General features: G+C 30.9%; 22 protein-coding genes. 8 read left to right on the top strand and 14 right to left on the bottom strand.

Going from position 1 to position 19,325, the window contains the following annotated elements:
• Positions 1-176 precede the first annotated feature (176 nt).
• A complete protein-coding gene (locus tag B3040_RS05365) occupies positions 177-1,826 on the top strand; it encodes a hypothetical protein (RefSeq protein ID WP_291570962.1) in 1,650 nt (549 codons plus the stop codon).
• A gap of 175 nt (positions 1,827-2,001) precedes the next feature.
• Here the strand turns inward: B3040_RS05365 and B3040_RS05360 are convergent, their stop codons facing one another.
• The 7 genes from B3040_RS05360 to yedE all read right to left on the bottom strand — a co-directional run bounded on the left by B3040_RS05360 (position 2,002) and on the right by yedE (position 5,926).
• Positions 2,002-2,952, bottom strand: a complete 951-nt coding sequence (locus tag B3040_RS05360; protein WP_291570960.1) for a phosphotransferase — start codon at positions 2,950-2,952, stop codon at positions 2,002-2,004.
• 73 nt (positions 2,953-3,025) lie between these two features.
• Positions 3,026-3,553 (bottom strand): GrpB family protein, encoded by a 528-nt coding sequence (locus B3040_RS05355; protein WP_291570958.1) that lies wholly within the window; start codon positions 3,551-3,553, stop codon positions 3,026-3,028.
• Between the two features lie 63 nt (positions 3,554-3,616).
• The gene (locus B3040_RS05350) at positions 3,617-3,934 is read right to left on the bottom strand and encodes a DUF2007 domain-containing protein (RefSeq protein ID WP_291570956.1); all 318 of its coding nucleotides are present in this window, start codon (positions 3,932-3,934) and stop codon (positions 3,617-3,619) included.
• A 72-nt stretch (positions 3,935-4,006) separates the two neighbouring features.
• Complete coding sequence (locus tag B3040_RS05345) at positions 4,007-4,303, bottom strand: ribosomal protein L7/L12 (protein WP_291570955.1); 297 nt, start codon at positions 4,301-4,303, stop codon at positions 4,007-4,009.
• Positions 4,304-4,407: 104 nt separating this feature from the next.
• Positions 4,408-4,644: a DUF3343 domain-containing protein gene (locus tag B3040_RS05340; RefSeq protein WP_291570953.1), complete on the bottom strand. Its 237-nt coding sequence runs from the start codon at positions 4,642-4,644 to the stop codon at positions 4,408-4,410.
• Positions 4,645-4,860, bottom strand: a complete 216-nt coding sequence (locus B3040_RS05335; RefSeq protein ID WP_342591519.1) for a sulfurtransferase TusA family protein — start codon at positions 4,858-4,860, stop codon at positions 4,645-4,647.
• Entirely contained in the window at positions 4,844-5,926 is a 1,083-nt protein-coding gene (gene yedE / locus B3040_RS05330) for a YedE family putative selenium transporter (protein WP_291570950.1), read from the bottom strand. Before yedE ends, B3040_RS05335 begins: the two co-directional genes overlap by 17 nt.
• Positions 5,927-6,076: 150 nt before the next feature.
• Between yedE and B3040_RS05325 the strand changes: the two genes are divergently transcribed.
• Positions 6,077-7,228 (top strand): aminotransferase class V-fold PLP-dependent enzyme, encoded by a 1,152-nt coding sequence (locus B3040_RS05325; RefSeq protein WP_291570948.1) that lies wholly within the window; start codon positions 6,077-6,079, stop codon positions 7,226-7,228.
• 174 nt (positions 7,229-7,402) lie between these two features.
• Complete coding sequence (locus B3040_RS05320; protein ID WP_291570945.1) at positions 7,403-7,879, top strand: pyridoxamine 5'-phosphate oxidase family protein; 477 nt, start codon at positions 7,403-7,405, stop codon at positions 7,877-7,879.
• 225 nt (positions 7,880-8,104) lie between these two features.
• Here B3040_RS05320 and B3040_RS05315 read toward each other — a convergent pair whose 3' ends face one another.
• The 5 genes from B3040_RS05315 to B3040_RS05295 all read right to left on the bottom strand — a co-directional run bounded on the left by B3040_RS05315 (position 8,105) and on the right by B3040_RS05295 (position 12,353).
• Positions 8,105-8,842: a hypothetical protein gene (locus tag B3040_RS05315; RefSeq protein ID WP_291570943.1), complete on the bottom strand. Its 738-nt coding sequence runs from the start codon at positions 8,840-8,842 to the stop codon at positions 8,105-8,107.
• A gap of 2 nt (positions 8,843-8,844) precedes the next feature.
• A complete protein-coding gene (locus B3040_RS05310) occupies positions 8,845-9,717 on the bottom strand; it encodes an ABC transporter ATP-binding protein (RefSeq protein WP_291570941.1) in 873 nt (290 codons plus the stop codon).
• Between the two features lie 2 nt (positions 9,718-9,719).
• Complete coding sequence (locus B3040_RS05305; RefSeq protein ID WP_291570938.1) at positions 9,720-10,082, bottom strand: GntR family transcriptional regulator; 363 nt, start codon at positions 10,080-10,082, stop codon at positions 9,720-9,722.
• A 365-nt stretch (positions 10,083-10,447) separates the two neighbouring features.
• Positions 10,448-11,701 (bottom strand): MDR family MFS transporter, encoded by a 1,254-nt coding sequence (locus B3040_RS05300; RefSeq protein WP_291570936.1) that lies wholly within the window; start codon positions 11,699-11,701, stop codon positions 10,448-10,450.
• Between the two features lie 175 nt (positions 11,702-11,876).
• Entirely contained in the window at positions 11,877-12,353 is a 477-nt protein-coding gene (locus tag B3040_RS05295; protein WP_291570934.1) for a hypothetical protein, read from the bottom strand.
• Positions 12,354-12,711: 358 nt separating this feature from the next.
• Between B3040_RS05295 and B3040_RS05290 the strand changes: the two genes are divergently transcribed.
• Complete coding sequence (locus B3040_RS05290; protein WP_291570932.1) at positions 12,712-13,452, top strand: L-type lectin-domain containing protein; 741 nt, start codon at positions 12,712-12,714, stop codon at positions 13,450-13,452.
• A gap of 120 nt (positions 13,453-13,572) precedes the next feature.
• On the opposite strand, the gene B3040_RS05285 is transcribed toward B3040_RS05290, so the two are convergent.
• Positions 13,573-14,016, bottom strand: coding sequence for a DMT family transporter (locus B3040_RS05285; RefSeq protein WP_291570930.1), 444 nt, complete (start codon positions 14,014-14,016; stop codon positions 13,573-13,575).
• An 11-nt stretch (positions 14,017-14,027) separates the two neighbouring features.
• Complete coding sequence (locus B3040_RS05280; RefSeq protein WP_291570929.1) at positions 14,028-14,450, bottom strand: DMT family transporter; 423 nt, start codon at positions 14,448-14,450, stop codon at positions 14,028-14,030.
• Positions 14,451-14,658: 208 nt separating this feature from the next.
• Here B3040_RS05280 and B3040_RS05275 point away from each other — a divergent pair, with 208 nt between their 5' ends.
• From B3040_RS05275 to B3040_RS05260, 4 genes are all read left to right on the top strand, one after another.
• On the top strand, positions 14,659-15,351 hold the full coding sequence (locus tag B3040_RS05275; RefSeq protein ID WP_291570927.1) for a cyclic nucleotide-binding domain-containing protein: 693 nt from the start codon (positions 14,659-14,661) through the stop codon (positions 15,349-15,351).
• A gap of 825 nt (positions 15,352-16,176) precedes the next feature.
• Positions 16,177-16,872 (top strand): hypothetical protein, encoded by a 696-nt coding sequence (locus B3040_RS05270; protein ID WP_291570924.1) that lies wholly within the window; start codon positions 16,177-16,179, stop codon positions 16,870-16,872.
• A 337-nt stretch (positions 16,873-17,209) separates the two neighbouring features.
• Entirely contained in the window at positions 17,210-17,788 is a 579-nt protein-coding gene (locus B3040_RS05265; protein WP_291570922.1) for a hypothetical protein, read from the top strand.
• A 239-nt stretch (positions 17,789-18,027) separates the two neighbouring features.
• Positions 18,028-19,266, top strand: coding sequence for a clostripain-related cysteine peptidase (locus B3040_RS05260; protein WP_291570920.1), 1,239 nt, complete (start codon positions 18,028-18,030; stop codon positions 19,264-19,266).
• Positions 19,267-19,325 lie beyond the last annotated feature (59 nt).

The following is a 19,325-nucleotide window of genomic DNA, read 5'->3' as shown; positions in this document are numbered from 1 at the left end:
AAAACCTATGCATTGCAATTTTCAGTGAATCACAGGGTAACTACTAAGATAAATTAGTAATTACTATCTTTTAAGTTTTTCTTTATAAATCAACTTTATTATTTTATAATAAAATTATACTGAATTTTCAATATTTTCAATTATATAACTTATACTTTTAGAAGGTGGTTAACTTAATGAATAATAGAAAATTAAAACTCTTTATTGTTTTAGGTGTTTTTTTAGTGGTCATGCTATTAGGTATATATTCTCTTGGTGATATTAAATACTCAACTAAAGAAGGGCTTTCCTATGATGAAAAGAAGGTAGATGCAAATTACTTAATAGATTTTATAGAAAAAACTTACCCCTACCTTTATGAAGTAAAAGCAGATAATGGACAAGATTTTATGAAAGAAAAAAGTAAAATCGTTAATTCCATTTCTAAGACTTCTTCAGATAAGGAATTCTATGATGCCATATATCTTCAACTACAAAGACTTACCTATGGTCGAGCTGATATTAATGTTAGTACAGATCAGTATGATATACCCTATACTTATTTATATGAAAATCCTGAAGCTTCAAAGAAAACTAACTTGAAAAAACCCAATGAAATAAAATCAAAGTGGGAAGCTATCCAAAAGGAACATAGAGGCAATTTATTTAAACAACGCTACACTTGTAATATAGCCGCTTCCTATATTAATGGAAGTTATTATATCACCATGAGTCAAAATCCTGAAGTTCATGTTGGTGACGAGGTAATTAGCATAAATGGTATATCTGTAGATGAATATGGAAAAACTATTCCATTTAATGAGAAGTATGATAAATATGATAGAGTTTATGACTATGACTATGAAAAGTATATAGTTCCCTCACCTTTCGAGGTTAGAAGCAATCTACCTAAAGAAATTGTTATAAAAAACTCCGTTGGCAAAGAAAAGAAAACTGAAGTTCTGCTCTTTGATTCTAAAAAACCAATATTAGAAAATGGATTTAAATCCTTTGAAGCAAACTTTGTTATAGATACAGAAAATAATGTGCAAGGAAAATTTTTAAATACCTCTGAGGAAAATAAGATTATAGCTTTAGATTTTTCTGCAATTAATCAAGATAATCAGTATGTGAACTCTCCTGAAGGAATAGATAAATTGTTATCAAAAATAAATGAATCTGATTATCTTATACTAGATCTCAGACGTGCCTACGATGCACACTTACTGATGAAGATTTTATCATTTGTATTACCTAGTGATATAAATTACTACGATTATAAGATAATAGAGAAAAATGAGATTAATAATGCCTACATAAATCACTTTAAAGGGATAAACCGTCCATCAATAGCTGAAGTTACATCTTCAATAGCCTCACTAGAAAAATTGTATCCTTTATCTAAATATCATGTTTTTCAAGACAATAGAGTTGACATTAAAGGAATGAATAAATATAAGGGTAAAGTTTTCATTTTATATGATAAATTTTTTAATAGCGATATAGTTAATGAAATACTTAAACCTGTAATTGACCAAGATTTGTGTACTGTTATATCTAATGGTAAATTTACTTTAATGGATTATTATGACAGTGATTTCGCAATCTCCACAGTTCTTCCAAATTCTAATCTTATTGCCACTATTCAAAATTCAAAGGTAGTAGATATTAGCGGAACCTTGGTCAGTAAAATAGTAATAACCCCTCAGGTAATAGTAAAAGATGATATATCCAAAATAATAGATAATCTAAAAAACGGTGATGGACATGTGTTGAAGGTATCTGTGGAAGACAAGTACACTACTAAAGATGAGTATTATAATGAAGTGCTGAAGCTAATAAAATAAGGACTTTTAACCAAACTTAATTTTCTTAATTCTTAAAAGTTGTAAAGAAAATTAAGATGATTTCCTTTATAAAATAACTGTAGTCTTACTTATAAACTAATAGAAAAGCATTAAGATTTTCAGTCTTAATGCTTTAATTTATACAACTAAATTAAATTTATTTATTGCTATTGCTCTAAACTACCAGGTGCTCTTTACCCCTTAAAATAATGTCTGCCAAAGTCTCTGCCTTTTTATAATAGTAATAAAAGCCTTCATCTCTTTCCATGGTGTCATCATTTAACTCTCTTTCAATAAATTCAATGCACTCATTTAAACATGAAAGTATTACATCCCAAGTAAACTGCCTGTAATTGGGTTTATGTATCAATTTCTCATAAACGCCTTTTACGAAAATCTTTCTATATTCATCGGTCATATAAAATGGAAAAGGAAAGTATTTCTCTGAACCATGACTTATCAATCGAGCAATGTCTAAAGAGTAAGGCATAATCCCTGAAAAAGCCCAGTCTATTAAAAATATAGACCCCTTACTTTCTATTCCGTTGAACTGCAAAAAATCACCATTACACAAGGTTCTTGGACATACTAATTGTCTGTTTAAAAAAACTCTATAAGCAGAAGATAGTTTAGGCTCATTTTTAAGGCATTGTGCCCTTTTATTGATTCTTGTCCAATATCTTTCAAATCTGTTATCCAGCTTATTCTCTTCGAAGTCACTTTCCTGCCAGTAAGTATTGAATATTTCAGTAAGACTTTCAGCACAACCATGTGCCATACTTTCATTAAAGTTTCTTAAATCTTGTCCCTCAATATATTCCATTAATATCCACTTGGTGTTACCAACACATGTCCATCCCTCTAATTTCGGCACAGGAAGATTCTTATTTAAAAGAAACTTTTCATAAACCTCTATTTCATTATCCTCTGACTTCTTAAGAATATATATTTTCTCTCCTGATATTATCTTATAAACATTATAAACCCTATTTACACCTTCCCCATCGTCATGAAATTGCTCCATAGATAACTTCTCTGTAATTTCAGGTTTAATCTTTTCTAAAATGCTCTTAATCATATCTATTCTATTATTATCTATGATTTTCTGTGTATATAATCCTCTCATGTTTTCCCCTTATTATCACATAAATTTGCCTTTCTATAACCTATAGCCGATTTATGGAGTATACTGTTTTATTTTATAAAAGCTCTTTCTTCGCTCTTTCAATAACCCCTTGGATAAACTGATTTTTACCCCTGGTATAGGAATTTCTATCTTCTGTAAATAACTCCGCAAGTCTATCCTTAAGTTCAGAATACTCCTTTGCCACTTTACTATATTTTCTTAGATAATCTCTAAATAAAATATTGTTATTCCACTCTTCATCCATCCATTGAACTATGTGAATGTGATGAGTTCTTTCTTCCTCAGACCCCTTTACAAATAAAATTCTTTCCTTAGTGCTTGCATTCGGTCTATAAATGTATCCCCCTTGCTGTAGTTTTCCAACAATCTTCTCTATGTCATTAAAATTCTTAACTCCAATTATAATATCAATAATTGGCTTAGCTTTAAGTTCTTCCACTGAAGTACTACCTATATGTTGTATATCTATAAAATACTCTTTTATTAAATTTTTAAGAGTTTCTTCTTCTATTTTATATAAACTACTCCATTCATCTGTATATTCTTGTAGTTCTACACGTCCTCTCTTTAGACCTATCATTACTTCTCCCTCCTTTTATAATCATTGACTTATTCCTTTATTAATAATAAGTGCAGCTTTATACTATAAGTCTAAGTCCTTTAAAAGTTCCCTTGCCAATTCCTCATCTTCTTTTGTCACTTGTATTTCAATTGGTATCATGAACCGTGGCATATTCATAAGATGTTCACCCTTTACGAAATAGTTTATACCTTCAGACTCTAAAATTGATTTAGCTAAAGGTACTAAGAAATAATTAGTAGTAATAGCAACGGTTATTAATTCTTGATATTCAGCTACCTGTTCTTTGATAGAATGTTGATTTTCTGCTAATTTTCTACCACACTCAGGGCATAATTCAATTCCATCTATATACTCTGCTTTACATTTATTACAATACATTTATTTTATCCTCCATACACTACTTATTTGGGCAAGTTTACAACTCCTATTTGCAATGGATTTAGATGCTTTTTATTTCTTAAACTGCTGGGCATCTAAAGAATCTACATAGTCTTTAGCTTCTTTTAGCCCAATACCTGTAACCATTCTATATCTTTTAATAGCCTTAATCTTCTTGCCTTGTAAAATTAAATTTATAAGTTCCTCATCTATATTCTGAATTACCGTTCCAGTCACTCCAACTTGTTTTGCAATTTTCTCTAGAGTTTGGTTCATACGATTAATATCACTTTTTAGTTCACTAACCATACTTGTTAATATTGTAATAAACGCTACCCCTATAATTATAACAAGATATTTCTCGTCCATATTCCATTTCCTCCCTATATGTTTTCTTATGTAAATTATACCATTTATTTCATATAATTTAATAGCTTATTATAAACTGAAAAGGAAGAAGCTAAGCTTCTTCCCTAATCACAATTATAAATTACAGAATGAACTTTATTTTCTAATCTGTAAATTTTCTCAATGTCTTCTGTAATGATATCTTCTATGGTTCCTGGTTTGGAAAATTTAACTCCTATACCACAATTGGAGCTTAACTTTCTTGGTACTGGCATGGTTTCATTGTTAATCCCTACCGAATTTAGGTATCTATGATACTTGATAGCTCCAGAATGAGTAAAGAATATAGCAATGTATTCCATTTATTTTGAAGCCTTTAATAGATAATCTTCATTAATATTTTTAACTTCTACTCTAAACCCTGCATTTTTTAAGAATCTCATTACGTTTTCTTTAGCTGTATTATTGTCTACTAAAATTTGAAACCCACCTGGGTTACCTTCTGCTGTCTTTTTAGCTATTATCACTGGTTGAGGACAACTCATCCCTCTTGCATCTACCTTAGTCAACAGAAACACCACCTTTAATCTTAAAATTCATAGTTTTTTCTATATTGAAGTAGGAAATAAGTCCTAGTATTACAAAGCCTATAATTACAGCTACCTTACCATTTGCTGTTGGTCCTTGTGCACTAGCTGCTAGTTTGAAGTTGTGTACAAAGGCTGCTCCCACTACCATTCCCATGATAGTTATAGCAGAGTCCACATTTCCTTCTCCAGCTAGAATTAGTTGTCTTAGTGGACATCCTCCTAAAAGTACAGAGGCCCAGCCTGCAAGCGCCATACCTAAAAAGTTCCATAATCCATCTGCATGAGCTATTGATTGTTCGGCGAAACCTAGTTTAAAATATCCTAATATTAGGTTTCCTATTAAAGTAAATACAAAAATAGCGATAAATCCTGATATTAAATAAGTATCTTTAAACATGATTAAATCCCTTATTCCACCAACCATACAAAGCCTTGTTTTTTGAGCAACAACTCCAATAATTAATCCTGCAGCTAATGCTATATAAATTGGTGCATGCTGTGAACCTGGTCCCTTTTGACTTAATATTATAAAAGCTGGTGATATTATAGCTAACGCTAGTAATCCTATAGAAATTAAAGGCAATGCATAACCTTCAATGGTAGTTTGAGTATAATTTCTTTTTAAACTAAAGCCTTTATTTAAGAATTGAATTCCTAAGAATATTCCTGCTGCAAAACCAAGTAGTCCCACTAAAGCATTTAGATCTCCACCTGCAAGTCTTAATACCATCCTAAGTGGACATCCAAGGAACATTAAAGCTCCTACCATTACAACAAAACCAAGAATAAACCTTAAAAATGGAGAAGATCCTCCCTTTACTTTAAATTCTTTTGATCCTAAAGAAATTAGAAAAGCCCCAAGAACCATTCCTATAATTTCTGGCCTAATATACTGCACCACTTCTGCTCTATGTAATCCAAGTGCTCCAGCAGTATCCCTTATAAAACATGCTACACAAGCTCCCATGTTTCTAGGGTTACCAAAGTAAACTAATAAAACAGATAAAATACCTATGATTGCTCCAGCAATGATAATGCCTCTTTTTTCTTTCATATCTTTACTCCCCTTTAATAATTTGTTAATATTTAACTATGCATATAAATTTTAACATATCATGCGTAAAACCTTAAATTGCAATATATAATAGAAACTTTTTATCTATTATTTCTCATAATTATGTCATATTTATAAAGGAGGGCTAATATGAATAGGATTTATTTGGACAATGGTGCCACTTCCTTTCCAAAAGCTCCTGGGGTTGTAGAGAGCATAACAAAATATCTTGTAGATATAGGTGGAAATGTTAATAGAGGAGCTTATGACGCTTCCTATGAAGCTGAAAATATAGTTTTTGAAACTCGAGAATTACTATGTAAGTTATTTAATTTTGATAAAGCTGAAAATGTAGTATTTACTAGAAGTATCACTGAAAGTTTAAATGTTATATTAAAGGGGTATTTAAAGAAGGGAGACCACCTAATAGTTTCCTCAATGGAGCATAATGCAGTGATGAGACCGCTCAGCTCTCTTGAAAAACTTGGAGTAAGTTATTCTGTTGCTAAATGTAATAGTCTTGGAGAATTAGATCCTAGATGCCTTACCCCACTAGTTAAACTAAATACTAGAGCCGTAGTGATGACTCATAGTTCAAATGTGTGTGGGACTGTTCTTCCCTTAGAAAAGGTAGGTAGCTTTTGCAGAAATAATAATCTTACCTTTATAGTAGACTCAGCACAAACTGCTGGTTTTTTAGATATTGATATGGAGAAGCTGAACATAGATATCCTTTGTTTCACAGGTCATAAAGGTCTTCTTGGACCTCAAGGCATTGGTGGTTTTTTAATTAGAGAGCGTCTTGTTGAAAAGGTTTCACCACTTATTGAAGGGGGAACTGGAAGCTTATCTGAATATGAACTTCAACCAGAGTACATGCCAGATAAATTTGAAAGTGGAACTTTAAACATTCCAGGCATATACGGACTTAATGCTTCCTTAAAATATATTTTAAATGAAGGAATTAAGAACATAAAAGCAAAGGAATTAGAGCTAACACAAATATTTTTAAATGAAATAAGTAAAATTCCTCAGGTAGAAATAATAGGTGTTAAAACTAGTGAAAATAGGACTGCGGTGGTATCACTAAATTTTACTAATGAGGATAATGGAGAGATAGCTTACCTACTTTCCAAGGAATACGGAATATCAACAAGATATGGACTCCATTGTGCACCTTCTGCCCATAAAACCCTAGGAACTTTTCCAGATGGAACAGTGAGGTTTAGTTTTAGTAGCTTTAATACTATTGAAGACGTGAATTACACAGTAAATGCTATAAAAACAATTATAAATCTTTGATCTATTAATCTTAAAAATTGTAAAATACTAACAATGTAAGGTTTCATGATGAATTTCATCCTCACCCTCTTGGTTCTGCTTTGTGGCTAAGGCTGTAATTGTAAGTCTTGGACATGCTTCAAGTAACCTTATTATATTTACACTACAAAAAAATTTGAAAGGAGAAATTTAAAAATGAGCAAATACGAAGATGCAATGAAGCTTATGGAGGAACTTTGCGGAAATGGTAAGGAGGAGGTTATTGCACTTGCCACAATATCATTATCCTCAAATGCTGCTGGCATTCCTCGCCCAGCTGCCCGTATGGTTTGTGCCTATTATGAAAATGGTATGTTTTATGTTTCTACAGATGCAAGAAAAAATAAAATGCTGCAAATTGAAAAGAACAATGAGGTTTCTGTGGCTGGGTTAGGTTGGTACACCTTCCAGGGCAGGGCTGAAAATCTCGGTTGGGTTAAAGACGATAAGAATGCAGAAATCAGAGCTAATTTTAAAAAAATCTTTGGCTGGTTTGACGAAGTCGGTGATGAGGACAACCCTAATTCCATCGTTCTACGTATCACTCTTACAGAAGGTACAATTATTGACAACGCAGAAAAATACGGTCAAACGAAGTATGATATTGATTTTATTAACAAAACAGTTAAGTAAAATATTACTTATAATTTATTTCCTTGCTCCAAAATCTATATAAATTACATTAATAAACATCTATGAAAAACCATTTTCTACAGATGTTTGCCTCCAATTGAATAGCCAATTGCTAATATAAGTTATATAAATAAGATACACCTTCTCAAAAGGTGTATCTTATTTTTTGGGAGAGTAATGAGGATTAAACAAGTTATACTCCCAATTTATTTGCTTTCTTAGGGGTTAATCCTTAACCACTGCTCTTCTCATTAATAGGTGTATACCTCCTGAAAAAAGTGCAGCTATAACAAAGAAGCTAAAGCATGCAGCATAAGCATTGTTATTATTAAGACCAAAAGCATTGAATAAAAATTTACCAACACTATTGAAAAACTCTTGGGGCAATAAATTGTGAAAGTTAGCCAATAAGGTCATTAATGCGAAGGGGGCCGCTGAAATTATAACTTTTAAAACAGTGTTACTTCTATAGTATATTAAATTTATTAGAACCCCAAGATTAAAGGCCATGGCATATAAAAACACTAAAAACATCACAGTTCCCAATAAAGTACCGAAGCTGTTACTTTGGCTCCAGTAGTGTTCTCCAAAACCTTTGGAGTATAGCATGTCATAAATAGTAGGACAAAATACAACTAAATTATAAATTCTATTTAATATTACATCTGCTACAGCCATGAGCGCTGCCGTTGGTAAGGTGCTTATCATTAACCCCTGGAAAAAGGTTTTTCTTGATATATTGTTCCCTTGAGTAAACTTAAAGCTATTTTTAAAAGAATTCAGTCCTGCAATAAAAATAAATATTATGGTGGAAAACTCTATGCCTGAAGACTTGATTTCTCCATCATTAGTACCTGCTAATAAGGTTATTGATACAAATATGGCAATTAAAATTGCATAATATGCCTTTATTGAATTTAAAGCATCAAAGAACTCATACTTTGCTACTTTTAAACTTTTCATGGTTAGTTCCCCCCTTCATTAGTCAAGTGGATGAATAATTTTTGAAGTTCCACCTTATTGATTTCCAATTCAAAAGAATTAATTGTTTCTCTATCTTTTGCCGTAAGCTCTCCAAGAATTGTAGCACTTTTAAAGCTTCCTAAAACCTCTGTATTAATAGGATTTTTATCCTTTATAAATTCATCTACCTTATTTGCTGCTCCAGCTACAGAATAAGCTTTTTCTAATAGGGTTTCCACACTATCATCTACTGCTATAACCTTATCTTTTATTATAATTACTCTTTCAAGAATATCTGAAATTTCTTCTATAATATGAGTAGATAGAATTATGGTCTTTGGCTTTTCAATAAAATTCTGTAAAAGCTCCTTATAAAATAACTCTCTATGGTTTGCATCTAAGCCTAATATTGGCTCATCAAACATTAAAACTTCTGCATTAGAAGCTAAAGTAATTATAAGCTTCATTATAGAATTTTGGCCTGTAGAAAGCGCCTTAATCTTCTTTTTTGTATTTAGGGAAAACTTTTTACTTAGTGCCATAGCATATTCCATGTCAAAAGAAGGATAGAACTCTTTAGTCCACACAAAGGCTTTACCTACCTTCATTGCTTCAGGATAAAGATCCTTCTCTGTCATATAAAACATTTTTCCTATAGCCTTATCATTCTCAAGAACGCCCTCTCCATCGATGGTGATTTCCCCTTCTGTTGGGAATAATCTGTTATTAATCAGATTTAAAAGAGTGGTCTTTCCTGCACCATTTCTTCCAAGGAGTCCATAAATTTTATTAGGTTCAATTTTAAGTGATATATCCTTTAAGGCACAAAAATTTCCATAGTACTTTGACATATTTTTAATTTCTATTACACCCATGACTATTTACTCCTCTCTAACATTTTAATAATTTCATCAATAGAAATATTTAGTTTTTTACCTTCTTCAATTAAAGTTTCCACATAACTTTTATAAAAACTTTCTCTTCTTTTGTCCATTAATTTTTCTTTAGCCCCCACAGTAACAAACATACCTACACCCCTCTTTTTGTAAATGACACCTTCATCAACTAATAAGTTATACCCCTTTCCAACTGTAGCTGGATTAATCTTATAAGTTACAGAAATCTCTGTAGTAGATGGTATCTGAGTATCTTCCTCATATATACCCTTTAATATTGAGTCTTCAACAGATTGTGCTAGTTGCAAATATATAGGAATTTCACTATTAAAATCTATTTTCACTTCATCACCCCATTGGTTAATTACTTATATAATTAAGTATATGACTAATAATGTATTTTGACAACTCCTCTTTGCGTAATTTACATTTTATTCATATTTATAACTTTCAGGCACTTATCTATTCCAAAGTAGCTTACGCAAGTATAGCTTTCTAAGTTAAAGATAATGTATTAAAAAAATTTAAGAATTTATTAAAATGAATAAGATAAAACTCTAGCATGAAACCCTATAATTAATTAAAAAAATAAAGGTGGCCTAATTACCACCTTTTAAGTCATTGTATATAACATCTATATTATTATAATTAATCCATAATGATACTTCTATAAAGTCCTAGAGTGGTCTTAATATAAAGGTGCTAATTTCTATTCTTCCACTGCTACCTGAACTGCTTCTTCACTTTTATTGTCTATTAAGCAAAGTCTGTACATCAAAACTGCTGCTAAAATTGAAATTCCACCAATAAATAGCCATAGGTTTCTAATATTTGTATATTTAACATATAATCCAGCAATAATAGGTCCCACCATAAAGCCTAGCTTTCTTATTATTGGAAAAATAGAATTAAATCTTCCTCTATGGGAAGCTGGAGTGTGCTCTGCTATATATACATTGGTGTTAGTTGAAATCAGAATTTCACCCATTGTCCAAATCATAGTTGAAAGAATAAACAGTGAATATCCGTTGATGAAAAACATCATACCAAAGCCTATAGCATAGAAAATCCCCCCTACAGCAATACTTAAGGAGGAGTTAAGCTTTTCTGTAATTGCAGTTAAAAACATAGGAATTATGCTGCACATAACTGCATTTACAGTCATTAAACTTCCAAAGATAGTTGCAGATTTCGCTCCAAAGACTTCTCCAATTTGAAGGGAAAGTCCAAAATTAAATTGAGAGAATACTATAAAGTAAATAACAATTATAAAGGAGAATAAAAGCAAGGTAGGCCTCCTAATTAAAGCTTGAAGTAAACTGCCTTCTTCTGCCTTTTCCAATTTATTTCCCTTAAGCTTTTTGATTTCTTCTTTAGAAGGCATAGTTTCTGGTATAAAGAAGGCTACTAATATCACTGAAATAAAAGTAGTAAGAGCATCCCCTAGGAAAAGCCAAATTAAGTAGTTGTTATATAAAAACCCTGCAAGTAAAGGTCCCACAGAAAATCCTATATTTAAAGCCATGTACTGAAGAGAGAAGGCTGTCTTCCTTTGTTCTCCCTCTGTAATATCTGTAATAATAGTGCTATAAACTGGAAGAGAGTATCCTCCTAAAAAATTTGATAGTATAAGTAAGATTGTTAAAATAATTGGATTTTTAGTGAACGCACATAGGAGTATTGCTATAGCTGAAGTAGTTCTAAAAATAATAAATATTTTCTTTCTCCCTATAACATCAATTAATTTCCCACCATGGGCAGAAGCTATTAATCCTACAAAGCTGTTTATTGCTACAATAACTCCTACAGCCCCTACATTCATACCTATAGAGTATGTTAAAAACATGGTCAAAAAAGGTGCCACAAAATTACCTAGATTGTTTATTATAGATGCAAAAAATATAATATAAACACTCATAGGTAAATTTTTGTATGGCACCAATAATTTTTTAAAGTTATCCATTTCCCCATCCCCATTCTGTTAATAGGCATAACCCTCTCTTCATAAATAACCTCAAACCTCAGCTTTGTATTACCATAAGCGTGTAAAATTTAACCGCTCACCAACTAAGCTCACTTACTACTTTAGAAGAACAACTTCTTTTTTAACTATTATAAATTGAAATCATCCCTCGTGATTAACCCTTTAATCTTAATACTTTCTCTAAGGTTTCGATATGATTAGCCCTATTATTAATTATATCAGATAATATTTTATAAGTCTTTGTATGGGTGTCTTTTGTAGATTTTACAAATCTTCCTTGGATGTCTATAAGCAAGGAGTACATATCCTTCTCTAAATTTAAAGAAAACTTTATATAATCCTTCACGCTGCTAAAGATTACTGAGTGTTGCTTTTTATTATATTCATTTATTAAAAAAGACATTTTATCATAAGTCCAAAAATCAATTTCTTCAAGTTCTGTGTTTTTAAGCTCCCTATTTAAGTCTTTATAATGGTTAATAGTCTTATCTATATTTTTTATCAAAACCCTTGACATTATATTTATAGAGGAATGTTCCTTCTGCTGATTTCCTATATTTTCATATAACTTTTTTCTTCTTTCCTCCATATCAATGGATTTATCTATTAAATCAATTACATTATATGCCATATTTATAGCCTCCAATTTTAATCTTACTTATATAATTCGAAATAATATTTGATTTCTATAGGGTATTTATGTCTAAATGTTAAATTTTATGCTGAATATTATCTTAAATTAGAACTTTATTCCATTCCTTAAATCATTATATAGTATTTGTTAAAGTTCTAGGTTTAATCGAAGTTATAATTTATTTGAGTTGAATTAAAAAACAACTTCTTTATCATAGTTAATTAAAGAAGTTGTTTCTCAGCTTATTCTTTACTAATGCACCCACTCTTGTCCATTTCATATAATGTATTAGGGGAGACTTCTAGATATAATCCAAAAGATAGAAACCCTAAAAATAAAAAAGGAGATTTTAAAATTGAGTATACCAATATTTTTAAAATATGATAATTTTTCTAATAGTTTACCAATTAAAACAAATGGTGATGCTGTAGTTACTAATGGCTATCTACTCTTAACTCCTGATGAGCCAAATAAAAAAGGTAGTGCTTATTATAGAAATCTAATATCTATCCCAAATAACGGATTTTTCAGCACCTACTTTATATTTAGGATTCTACCAACCGACTCTAGGGCTGATGGTTTTACCTTTGTAATACAACGCAATTCAAATACAGCCCTTGGTGATGGTGGTGGATATCTAGGTTATGGTGCTATAGGTAACAGTATAGCTATTGAGTTTGACACTTACTACAACGCTGATCTTAACGATTTGAATAATAACCATACTGGAATTGATGTTAATGGTAGTGTAATTTCTATTTCTTCGACAAATTTGTACAACCTAGGCATTGATATAGCTAATGGTACCGAATATCATGTATGGATAGATTATAATGGCGATTTACAAGTACGAATAGGTACTTCAAATCAACGCTCCAGCTCAATTTTAGTGTTAAATTTACCTGACTTTGATTTACCTTCATTCTTAGGTGGTAATGGTGGTTTCGTAGGTTTTACTGGAGCTACTGGAGATCAAAGTGAAGAACATCGTATCTTACTTTGGTATTTTGATAATAAGTATAATCCAATTGATACTAGTATAAACCAATATGTTCAAGTTTCTGGCCGTGGAGTTATAGTAGAGGCTCTTAAATAGTATTGCAGTTTAATTAATCCTCATCAAAAGTATAAATTATTAGTATTGCTTTACTGGGCTTAATGTAAAGAGCTAGAGCAAAGACCTTAATGTGGCCTTACTCTAGCTTATTAACTCGCTTTATTCTATTAAAATACTCTTGTCTAAATAGGAATTATACATAATACCACCTATGATAATAAGCCCTCCAACTATTTTACCAATAGATATATTGCCTATCCTTATATAGTCTATAAAAAGCCCCGTAAAAATTTGTCCTATAAAAATTAGCACAGTGGAGTACACAGCTGGTATTTTAGGTATTACTATATTAGAGGCTACCACTACCATTACTCCCACAAATCCACCTAAGTACGCATAAAAAGGGATTCCCGTAAAATTATCCATTTGAAAGTTACCCGTTATCCTTAATAAAGCTATTATAATTAAAGTTACAGATAACCCCATAGCATAGTTTACAAAACCGCCCTGAAAGACTCCTAGCTTCTGACCTAAATTAGCATTGATAATAATAGAAACTATGGTGAGTCCACCACATATAATAGCTAAAACTATATAAATCATCTTATTCCTCCTTAATAAATGGTCATTACAATTATTCCTGCTAAGATTATTCCGAATCCAATAACCTTTTTCTTTTGGAATTTGTAAACCTTCATGCTAAATAATCCAAAATGATCAATAAAAGCTGCAAGAAGTAACTGACCAAAGACTCCTAAAGCTAAGGTTAAAGAAGCTCCAAGTTTAGCAAAGCATAAATTATTTAAAAACACCATGATAACTCCTATGGCTCCTCCACTAAACAAATAGATAGGTATACTTTTCCCAATATTTAACTTTTTTCTTTTTAACACCAAAATAATTATCAAAGTAACAAGCCCAACTACATGAATTATCAACAATGAAAAGTAACTGCTTAAATAACTATCTAGCACCCCATTGAAAGTTACCATTATAGTAATTAAAAATCCTATAAGTACTGCATAAATTTCGTACATAAAATCCTCCAGATTAATTATTGTTAGATATTTGAAGTAAGTCCTTAAATAAACTTTAAATAAGCTTTGACTTCTTCTTCAAACTCACACTATTAGCATATCAAATATTAAGCTATTAAATGTATGACATATGTCATATACTATTGTATATAAATAGATTTATTTAATTTGAGAACAACTATATTCTCTTAGTGTAAAAGAGGTGCCTATGAAAAAAATTAATAATAAAAACAAATTAAACTCTTATATAGAAAAGTACAACATAAATAATATGTTTAGTGTAGATATGACTTCTTATATGGATTTATATTTATTTAATAAAGATGAACATATTTATAAAGCTGGCTGCAAAATGGATTACTTTTATTTCTTCGTGGAAGGCAAATCTAAGGTTTATATTCTTCTAGCTAACGGGAAATCTCTGCTTTTAATGTTTTGTAATCCATTAAGAATAGTGGGGGATGTGGAATTCCTATACTCTGATATTGCTACTTGCAATCTTCAAGCTTTAACAGAGTGCTTATGTATTGGTATATCCCTTGAAGATATAAGAAGATATGCTTCCAATGACTCCACTTTCTTAAAGCACATGTGCAAAAGCTTAGGAGAAAAACTTACAAACAACTCCATCTTAAGTTCCATTAACCTTCTTTACCCTCTAGAAAATAGACTTGCTAGCTATATCCTAGCTATTGTACCCCAGGGTAAAGTTTCTCCCGCTGAGCAACTACTAACGCAAAAACTCACTGAGGTTGCTGAGCTTCTTGGAACTAGTTACAGACATCTAATTAGAGTTATTAACAAACTTTGTGATAAAGAAATTATTAAAAAAGAAAAAAATGCTTTAAAAATTATAAATAGAGCTGCACTGGAGGAATTAGCTGGAGATCTATACAACTAGAGGTTGTATAGGCTTCTAATATGAATGTTTAAACCCTTTCAGCTAAACCACTTCTCCTTTCCTATATGTGAGGGAAATCTACAGCCCATTATTTCCTTGCAACTAGTGCTCCTCCTAAATAAGGCCACTTGTTACAGTAAATAGTCCTAATCTTTAATTAAATTTGCCTAAAACCCAAAATAAGGAAACTGATGTTAGCATATGCTTAATACCAGTTTCCTTTTGCCTTTACATGACTATACCGTTTCTACATTAGAAGTACTTTATATTTCAATCTAGAAAGCTCAAAGTGAAAGTTTAGGTATGGTGCAGTTTTCTATAAATACTATTTAAATTACCCTTTGAATCCTTTAGGCTTAACCCTACGATAAACCCTAAAGGTTAGATGGTATTGCCAGTTTAAATGAGACACGTTAAATATTCTTAGTATCGCCATTGGTCGTGCCATTGTGTTCACTCCTTAGAACGCAGAATATATAGTGGTACTTTTAACACCACTATATATTCTATGTAGTAAATTATAGAATTGCTACTTACTCTTATCCTTATTTGAGTACTCTGCATTTTCAATTACTACAGATAAAATTATCATCTCTCAGTAAAATCATTAGATAACTTGAGCTAACTCATTTTTTAACCTTTTGAAAGCTAGTACATATACTATTATAGTAAGGTGTATTAGTATGACACATGTTCTATACACCCCTAATATCCTAGCATATTTGTGTTTGCTGCTTGCATAACTGCTTTTAAATTATGTTAGGAAATTATATTAATTTTTCAAATTGGATCTACCTTTAAAAACGTATATAAGGAAGTGTTGTTATGTTTCCAAAGTCAGATGCTGACTGGATTGAAGAATTCATAAGTCCTAGTGATAAAAACAATATGTTAAACTCCTACAAGGACTTTATGATTCAACCTGAAAAAATATTCTATTACATTGATGATGAAGATATAGCCTTTAGAATAAAGCTAAATTATCCTCTTATGAGTTTTAATTCGGTTATGGCTGAAAATAAAATTTGGGGAATTACTATAAATGATGCTATTTCTAAAAACTTATTATTTTCACTTCAACTAAATGATACAAAAGAAGACTGCACCATAGAATTACTAGATAAAAACCACATTATAAGAGCTTCTCTTAAGGGCAAAATTAATAAGTTCGAAGAAATTGATGACAATATTAAAATAACCATGATACCAATAGATTTCAGCAATTCAACTAATAGTGCTACTGTCCAACTGGCGGCTTTCCTTTTAGATTTTAAATTTCCAAATAAGCTAATCTACAAATCTCTTCCTGACTTAGTTGGAAAGGAACTAAACTGCTATTTGAACTATTATATTTTGGACAAGAGTGCTTTAACTACCAAAGAAAACTCTAACTTAAATATTAATAAGTCCATAGATAAAGCTATATTAGCTGAGACAGTTCCATCCTTAGATTATGTTAATTCACTAGTTAAAAGTCCACAATTAGGTTCAAATACAGTTTCAAAAGAAGACTTAACTTAGAATTAAAAATCCTAAGATGCTAATGGAATTTCACCTCTTAAGAAATTTAGATCTTAGTTTCTATAAAGGTTTTTTCGGTAAAAAATAAAAGAAATATACAATTTGTAACAATTATATTGTTGTAAGAATATTATATAGTAACAGTTCTTTGATTAGCACTGTTAGAGGCTTTTAATATTAGCTTTTCAATTCAACTATGACAAACCTTTTAGGAATCCAAATTTCCATATATCAAGAGTAAAATGCTAAAATCTGAGTTCTTTCAAAATAGTATTATTTTGTAAAACTCTAGAGTCTAAAGCAGTTAAAATAAAATAAAAGAGGGATGATTATTTAAATGTTATCAGATGTTTTAAATGATAAAATCAGAGAGCTTCAAGCTCAACAAGAACTAGCAATGGGTTGCTGCTGCAACGAATGCGAAACTACAGCTGATTGCAGTAATGGAGTGACTTTTTACTTTGCAACTTGTACAACAGGTACGCCCCCTATGGTAGGAGATACAGTTGATTTAGAAATAGTAGAAAATAACTTAAGATGTGTTAGAGAGAATTGCTATGTAGTGGAAGAAATTACCCCTCCATGTGGAGATCCATTTGAGTGCCAGGTATGCTTAAGTAGATTTAGATATGTAGGTTGCATTAGATATTTGTGCAATATCCCTACAGGAAATGAATTAGTTAGTTGCTTCAACGGCTGCGAGTTCATCGACAGAATTAGATGCTATACCTGCGCAAATGACTGTGAAACTCAATGCCCAACAGATCAAGCTGGTTTTATTGATGGAGATATAACTGCAACAGTTACTGCTGTAACTCCAATTTTAGATCCTGATGGTAATGTTTTATTAAATGTTGTAACAGTATCTGTAACCTTCGATTTAACTAGTCCTTGTACCTTATTAGGAGTAGGCTAAATCCTTTAAGCTATATTTAATCTGGTAGTGATTAGTTCTAAGCTAGGATTATAGAGGAATCTATATTCCTGGCTTTTTTATAATCCCATAACCTAAATTTAAGCAGTAAACACCAATAATTTTTAGAAATACCATAAACATTATTTAATTTGCTTCATTAGCATTAGGTTTTCCTACCTATTCTACATAGATTAGTTTAAAAGTATCTATATAATTAATAAGTATAGGATGATAATGATATGAATATTAATGTTAAAAAGAAATGGACAATTTTAATTTATGCCGACGGAAACAATGAGATGGAAAATGTTATCTATAATGCTTTTCTTCAATGTAAGAGTATAATCACCTTAGATAATGTAAATGTAGTTATAGAAATTGGACTTTTAGGAAGCAATAACCCTCCTAACTCTGACAAGTGGGATGGTGTAAGAAGATACTTTCTTTCATCTTCTTTAGAAGAAACTAAAAAAAATGACTCTTTACCTCGTACTAATTATACTGACGATTTTCCCCCTTCAGGAATTACCTTATGCTCACCCCCAGTTTTAATAGAAGACTTAGGTAGGCAAAACATGGCAGACCCTAATAATCTGCATAAGTTTGTTACTTGGGGAATGAAAAACTATAATGCTGACCATTATATGGTTATCATTTCAGGACATGGCACTAATTTTGTAGGTGGTCTTACAGACTTAAGCAATGATAAAAAGTACATTATGGGAATCCCTGAAATGTTTAAAGCTATATCTTTAGCATGTATTTCCTCTAGTTCAGTTATGGACATTTTGATTCTAGACATGTGCTTTATGAACTCTATTGAAACTCTTTACGAGGTATCACAATATAGCAACGTTATAAAATTTTTAATAAACTACACTGATTTTGCTCCTTATGAGGGGTTAGATTATAAAAAGTTAATTAATTTTCTAGAAGAAAATCCCGATTTTAATAGTACAGCTTTATTTATAAAAAATCTTATAACTACTCTTCCTTTTGACTTAATTGCCTATAGGTTGGATATAGATAAAATGGACGCTATAAAAAAGACCTTTTGTGACTTTGCCTTATCCTATTTAATTAAAAAAATAAAAGTTAGCCCTGTAAACCTAGTAAAAAACCTTCAGCCTATTTCTAATAATTTAGATGAAACTTCGAACTTATATAACCTCTCAACCAGTTATATAGAAGAAATAAATAAAAAAATTCAGGCTATAGTTATTTCTACTAAATATAAGTTTCTTGGATTAAATTCTTCTATTAATATAACTTGTGATGAAATAGGTAGACTCATTGGTTTTTATAGCAAGCTTGGTTTTTCAAAGGAAAACTATTGGACTAAACTCCTTAGTTCAGCTAATCCCTCTGAAGTTGATATAACTAAGGTTATGGTAAGAACTGTAGATTCTTCTATTTCATCTGTTCACTATTTATTAAGTCTAAAAACCGATATAAAGAGTGCCACTACTGTGATTTAAATATTCTTCTCACCCTACAGTATTTTTTTAAGTATGGAGTTTTTCATCCTTATATTCAA

The organism is Clostridium sp. UBA4548, assembly GCF_002387895.1.
GTDB lineage: Bacteria > Bacillota > Clostridia > Clostridiales > Clostridiaceae > Clostridium_J.
This window is presented reverse-complemented; position numbering and strand designations above follow the sequence as displayed.

Excerpts from the sequence above, each read along its gene's own strand:
- B3040_RS05265 (WP_291570922.1), top strand. The coding sequence starts at position 17,210 with ATGTTATCAGATGTTTTAAATGATAAAATCAGAGAGCTTCAAGCTCAA.
- B3040_RS05360 (WP_291570960.1), bottom strand. The coding sequence starts at position 2,952 with ATGAGAGGATTATATACACAGAAAATCATAGATAATAATAGAATAGAT.
- B3040_RS05280 (WP_291570929.1), bottom strand. The coding sequence starts at position 14,450 with ATGTACGAAATTTATGCAGTACTTATAGGATTTTTAATTACTATAATG.
- B3040_RS05275 (WP_291570927.1), top strand. The coding sequence starts at position 14,659 with ATGAAAAAAATTAATAATAAAAACAAATTAAACTCTTATATAGAAAAG.
- B3040_RS05365 (WP_291570962.1), top strand. The coding sequence starts at position 177 with ATGAATAATAGAAAATTAAAACTCTTTATTGTTTTAGGTGTTTTTTTA.
- B3040_RS05325 (WP_291570948.1), top strand. The coding sequence starts at position 6,077 with ATGAATAGGATTTATTTGGACAATGGTGCCACTTCCTTTCCAAAAGCT.
- B3040_RS05295 (WP_291570934.1), bottom strand. The coding sequence starts at position 12,353 with ATGGCATATAATGTAATTGATTTAATAGATAAATCCATTGATATGGAG.
- B3040_RS05345 (WP_291570955.1), bottom strand. The coding sequence starts at position 4,303 with ATGGACGAGAAATATCTTGTTATAATTATAGGGGTAGCGTTTATTACA.
- B3040_RS05340 (WP_291570953.1), bottom strand. The coding sequence starts at position 4,644 with ATGGAATACATTGCTATATTCTTTACTCATTCTGGAGCTATCAAGTAT.
- B3040_RS05320 (WP_291570945.1), top strand. The coding sequence starts at position 7,403 with ATGAGCAAATACGAAGATGCAATGAAGCTTATGGAGGAACTTTGCGGA.
- B3040_RS05270 (WP_291570924.1), top strand. The coding sequence starts at position 16,177 with ATGTTTCCAAAGTCAGATGCTGACTGGATTGAAGAATTCATAAGTCCT.
- B3040_RS05300 (WP_291570936.1), bottom strand. The coding sequence starts at position 11,701 with ATGGATAACTTTAAAAAATTATTGGTGCCATACAAAAATTTACCTATG.
- B3040_RS05285 (WP_291570930.1), bottom strand. The coding sequence starts at position 14,016 with ATGATTTATATAGTTTTAGCTATTATATGTGGTGGACTCACCATAGTT.
- B3040_RS05315 (WP_291570943.1), bottom strand. The coding sequence starts at position 8,842 with ATGAAAAGTTTAAAAGTAGCAAAGTATGAGTTCTTTGATGCTTTAAAT.
- B3040_RS05310 (WP_291570941.1), bottom strand. The coding sequence starts at position 9,717 with ATGGGTGTAATAGAAATTAAAAATATGTCAAAGTACTATGGAAATTTT.
- B3040_RS05260 (WP_291570920.1), top strand. The coding sequence starts at position 18,028 with ATGAATATTAATGTTAAAAAGAAATGGACAATTTTAATTTATGCCGAC.
- yedE (WP_291570950.1), bottom strand. The coding sequence starts at position 5,926 with ATGAAAGAAAAAAGAGGCATTATCATTGCTGGAGCAATCATAGGTATT.
- B3040_RS05355 (WP_291570958.1), bottom strand. The coding sequence starts at position 3,553 with ATGATAGGTCTAAAGAGAGGACGTGTAGAACTACAAGAATATACAGAT.
- B3040_RS05350 (WP_291570956.1), bottom strand. The coding sequence starts at position 3,934 with ATGTATTGTAATAAATGTAAAGCAGAGTATATAGATGGAATTGAATTA.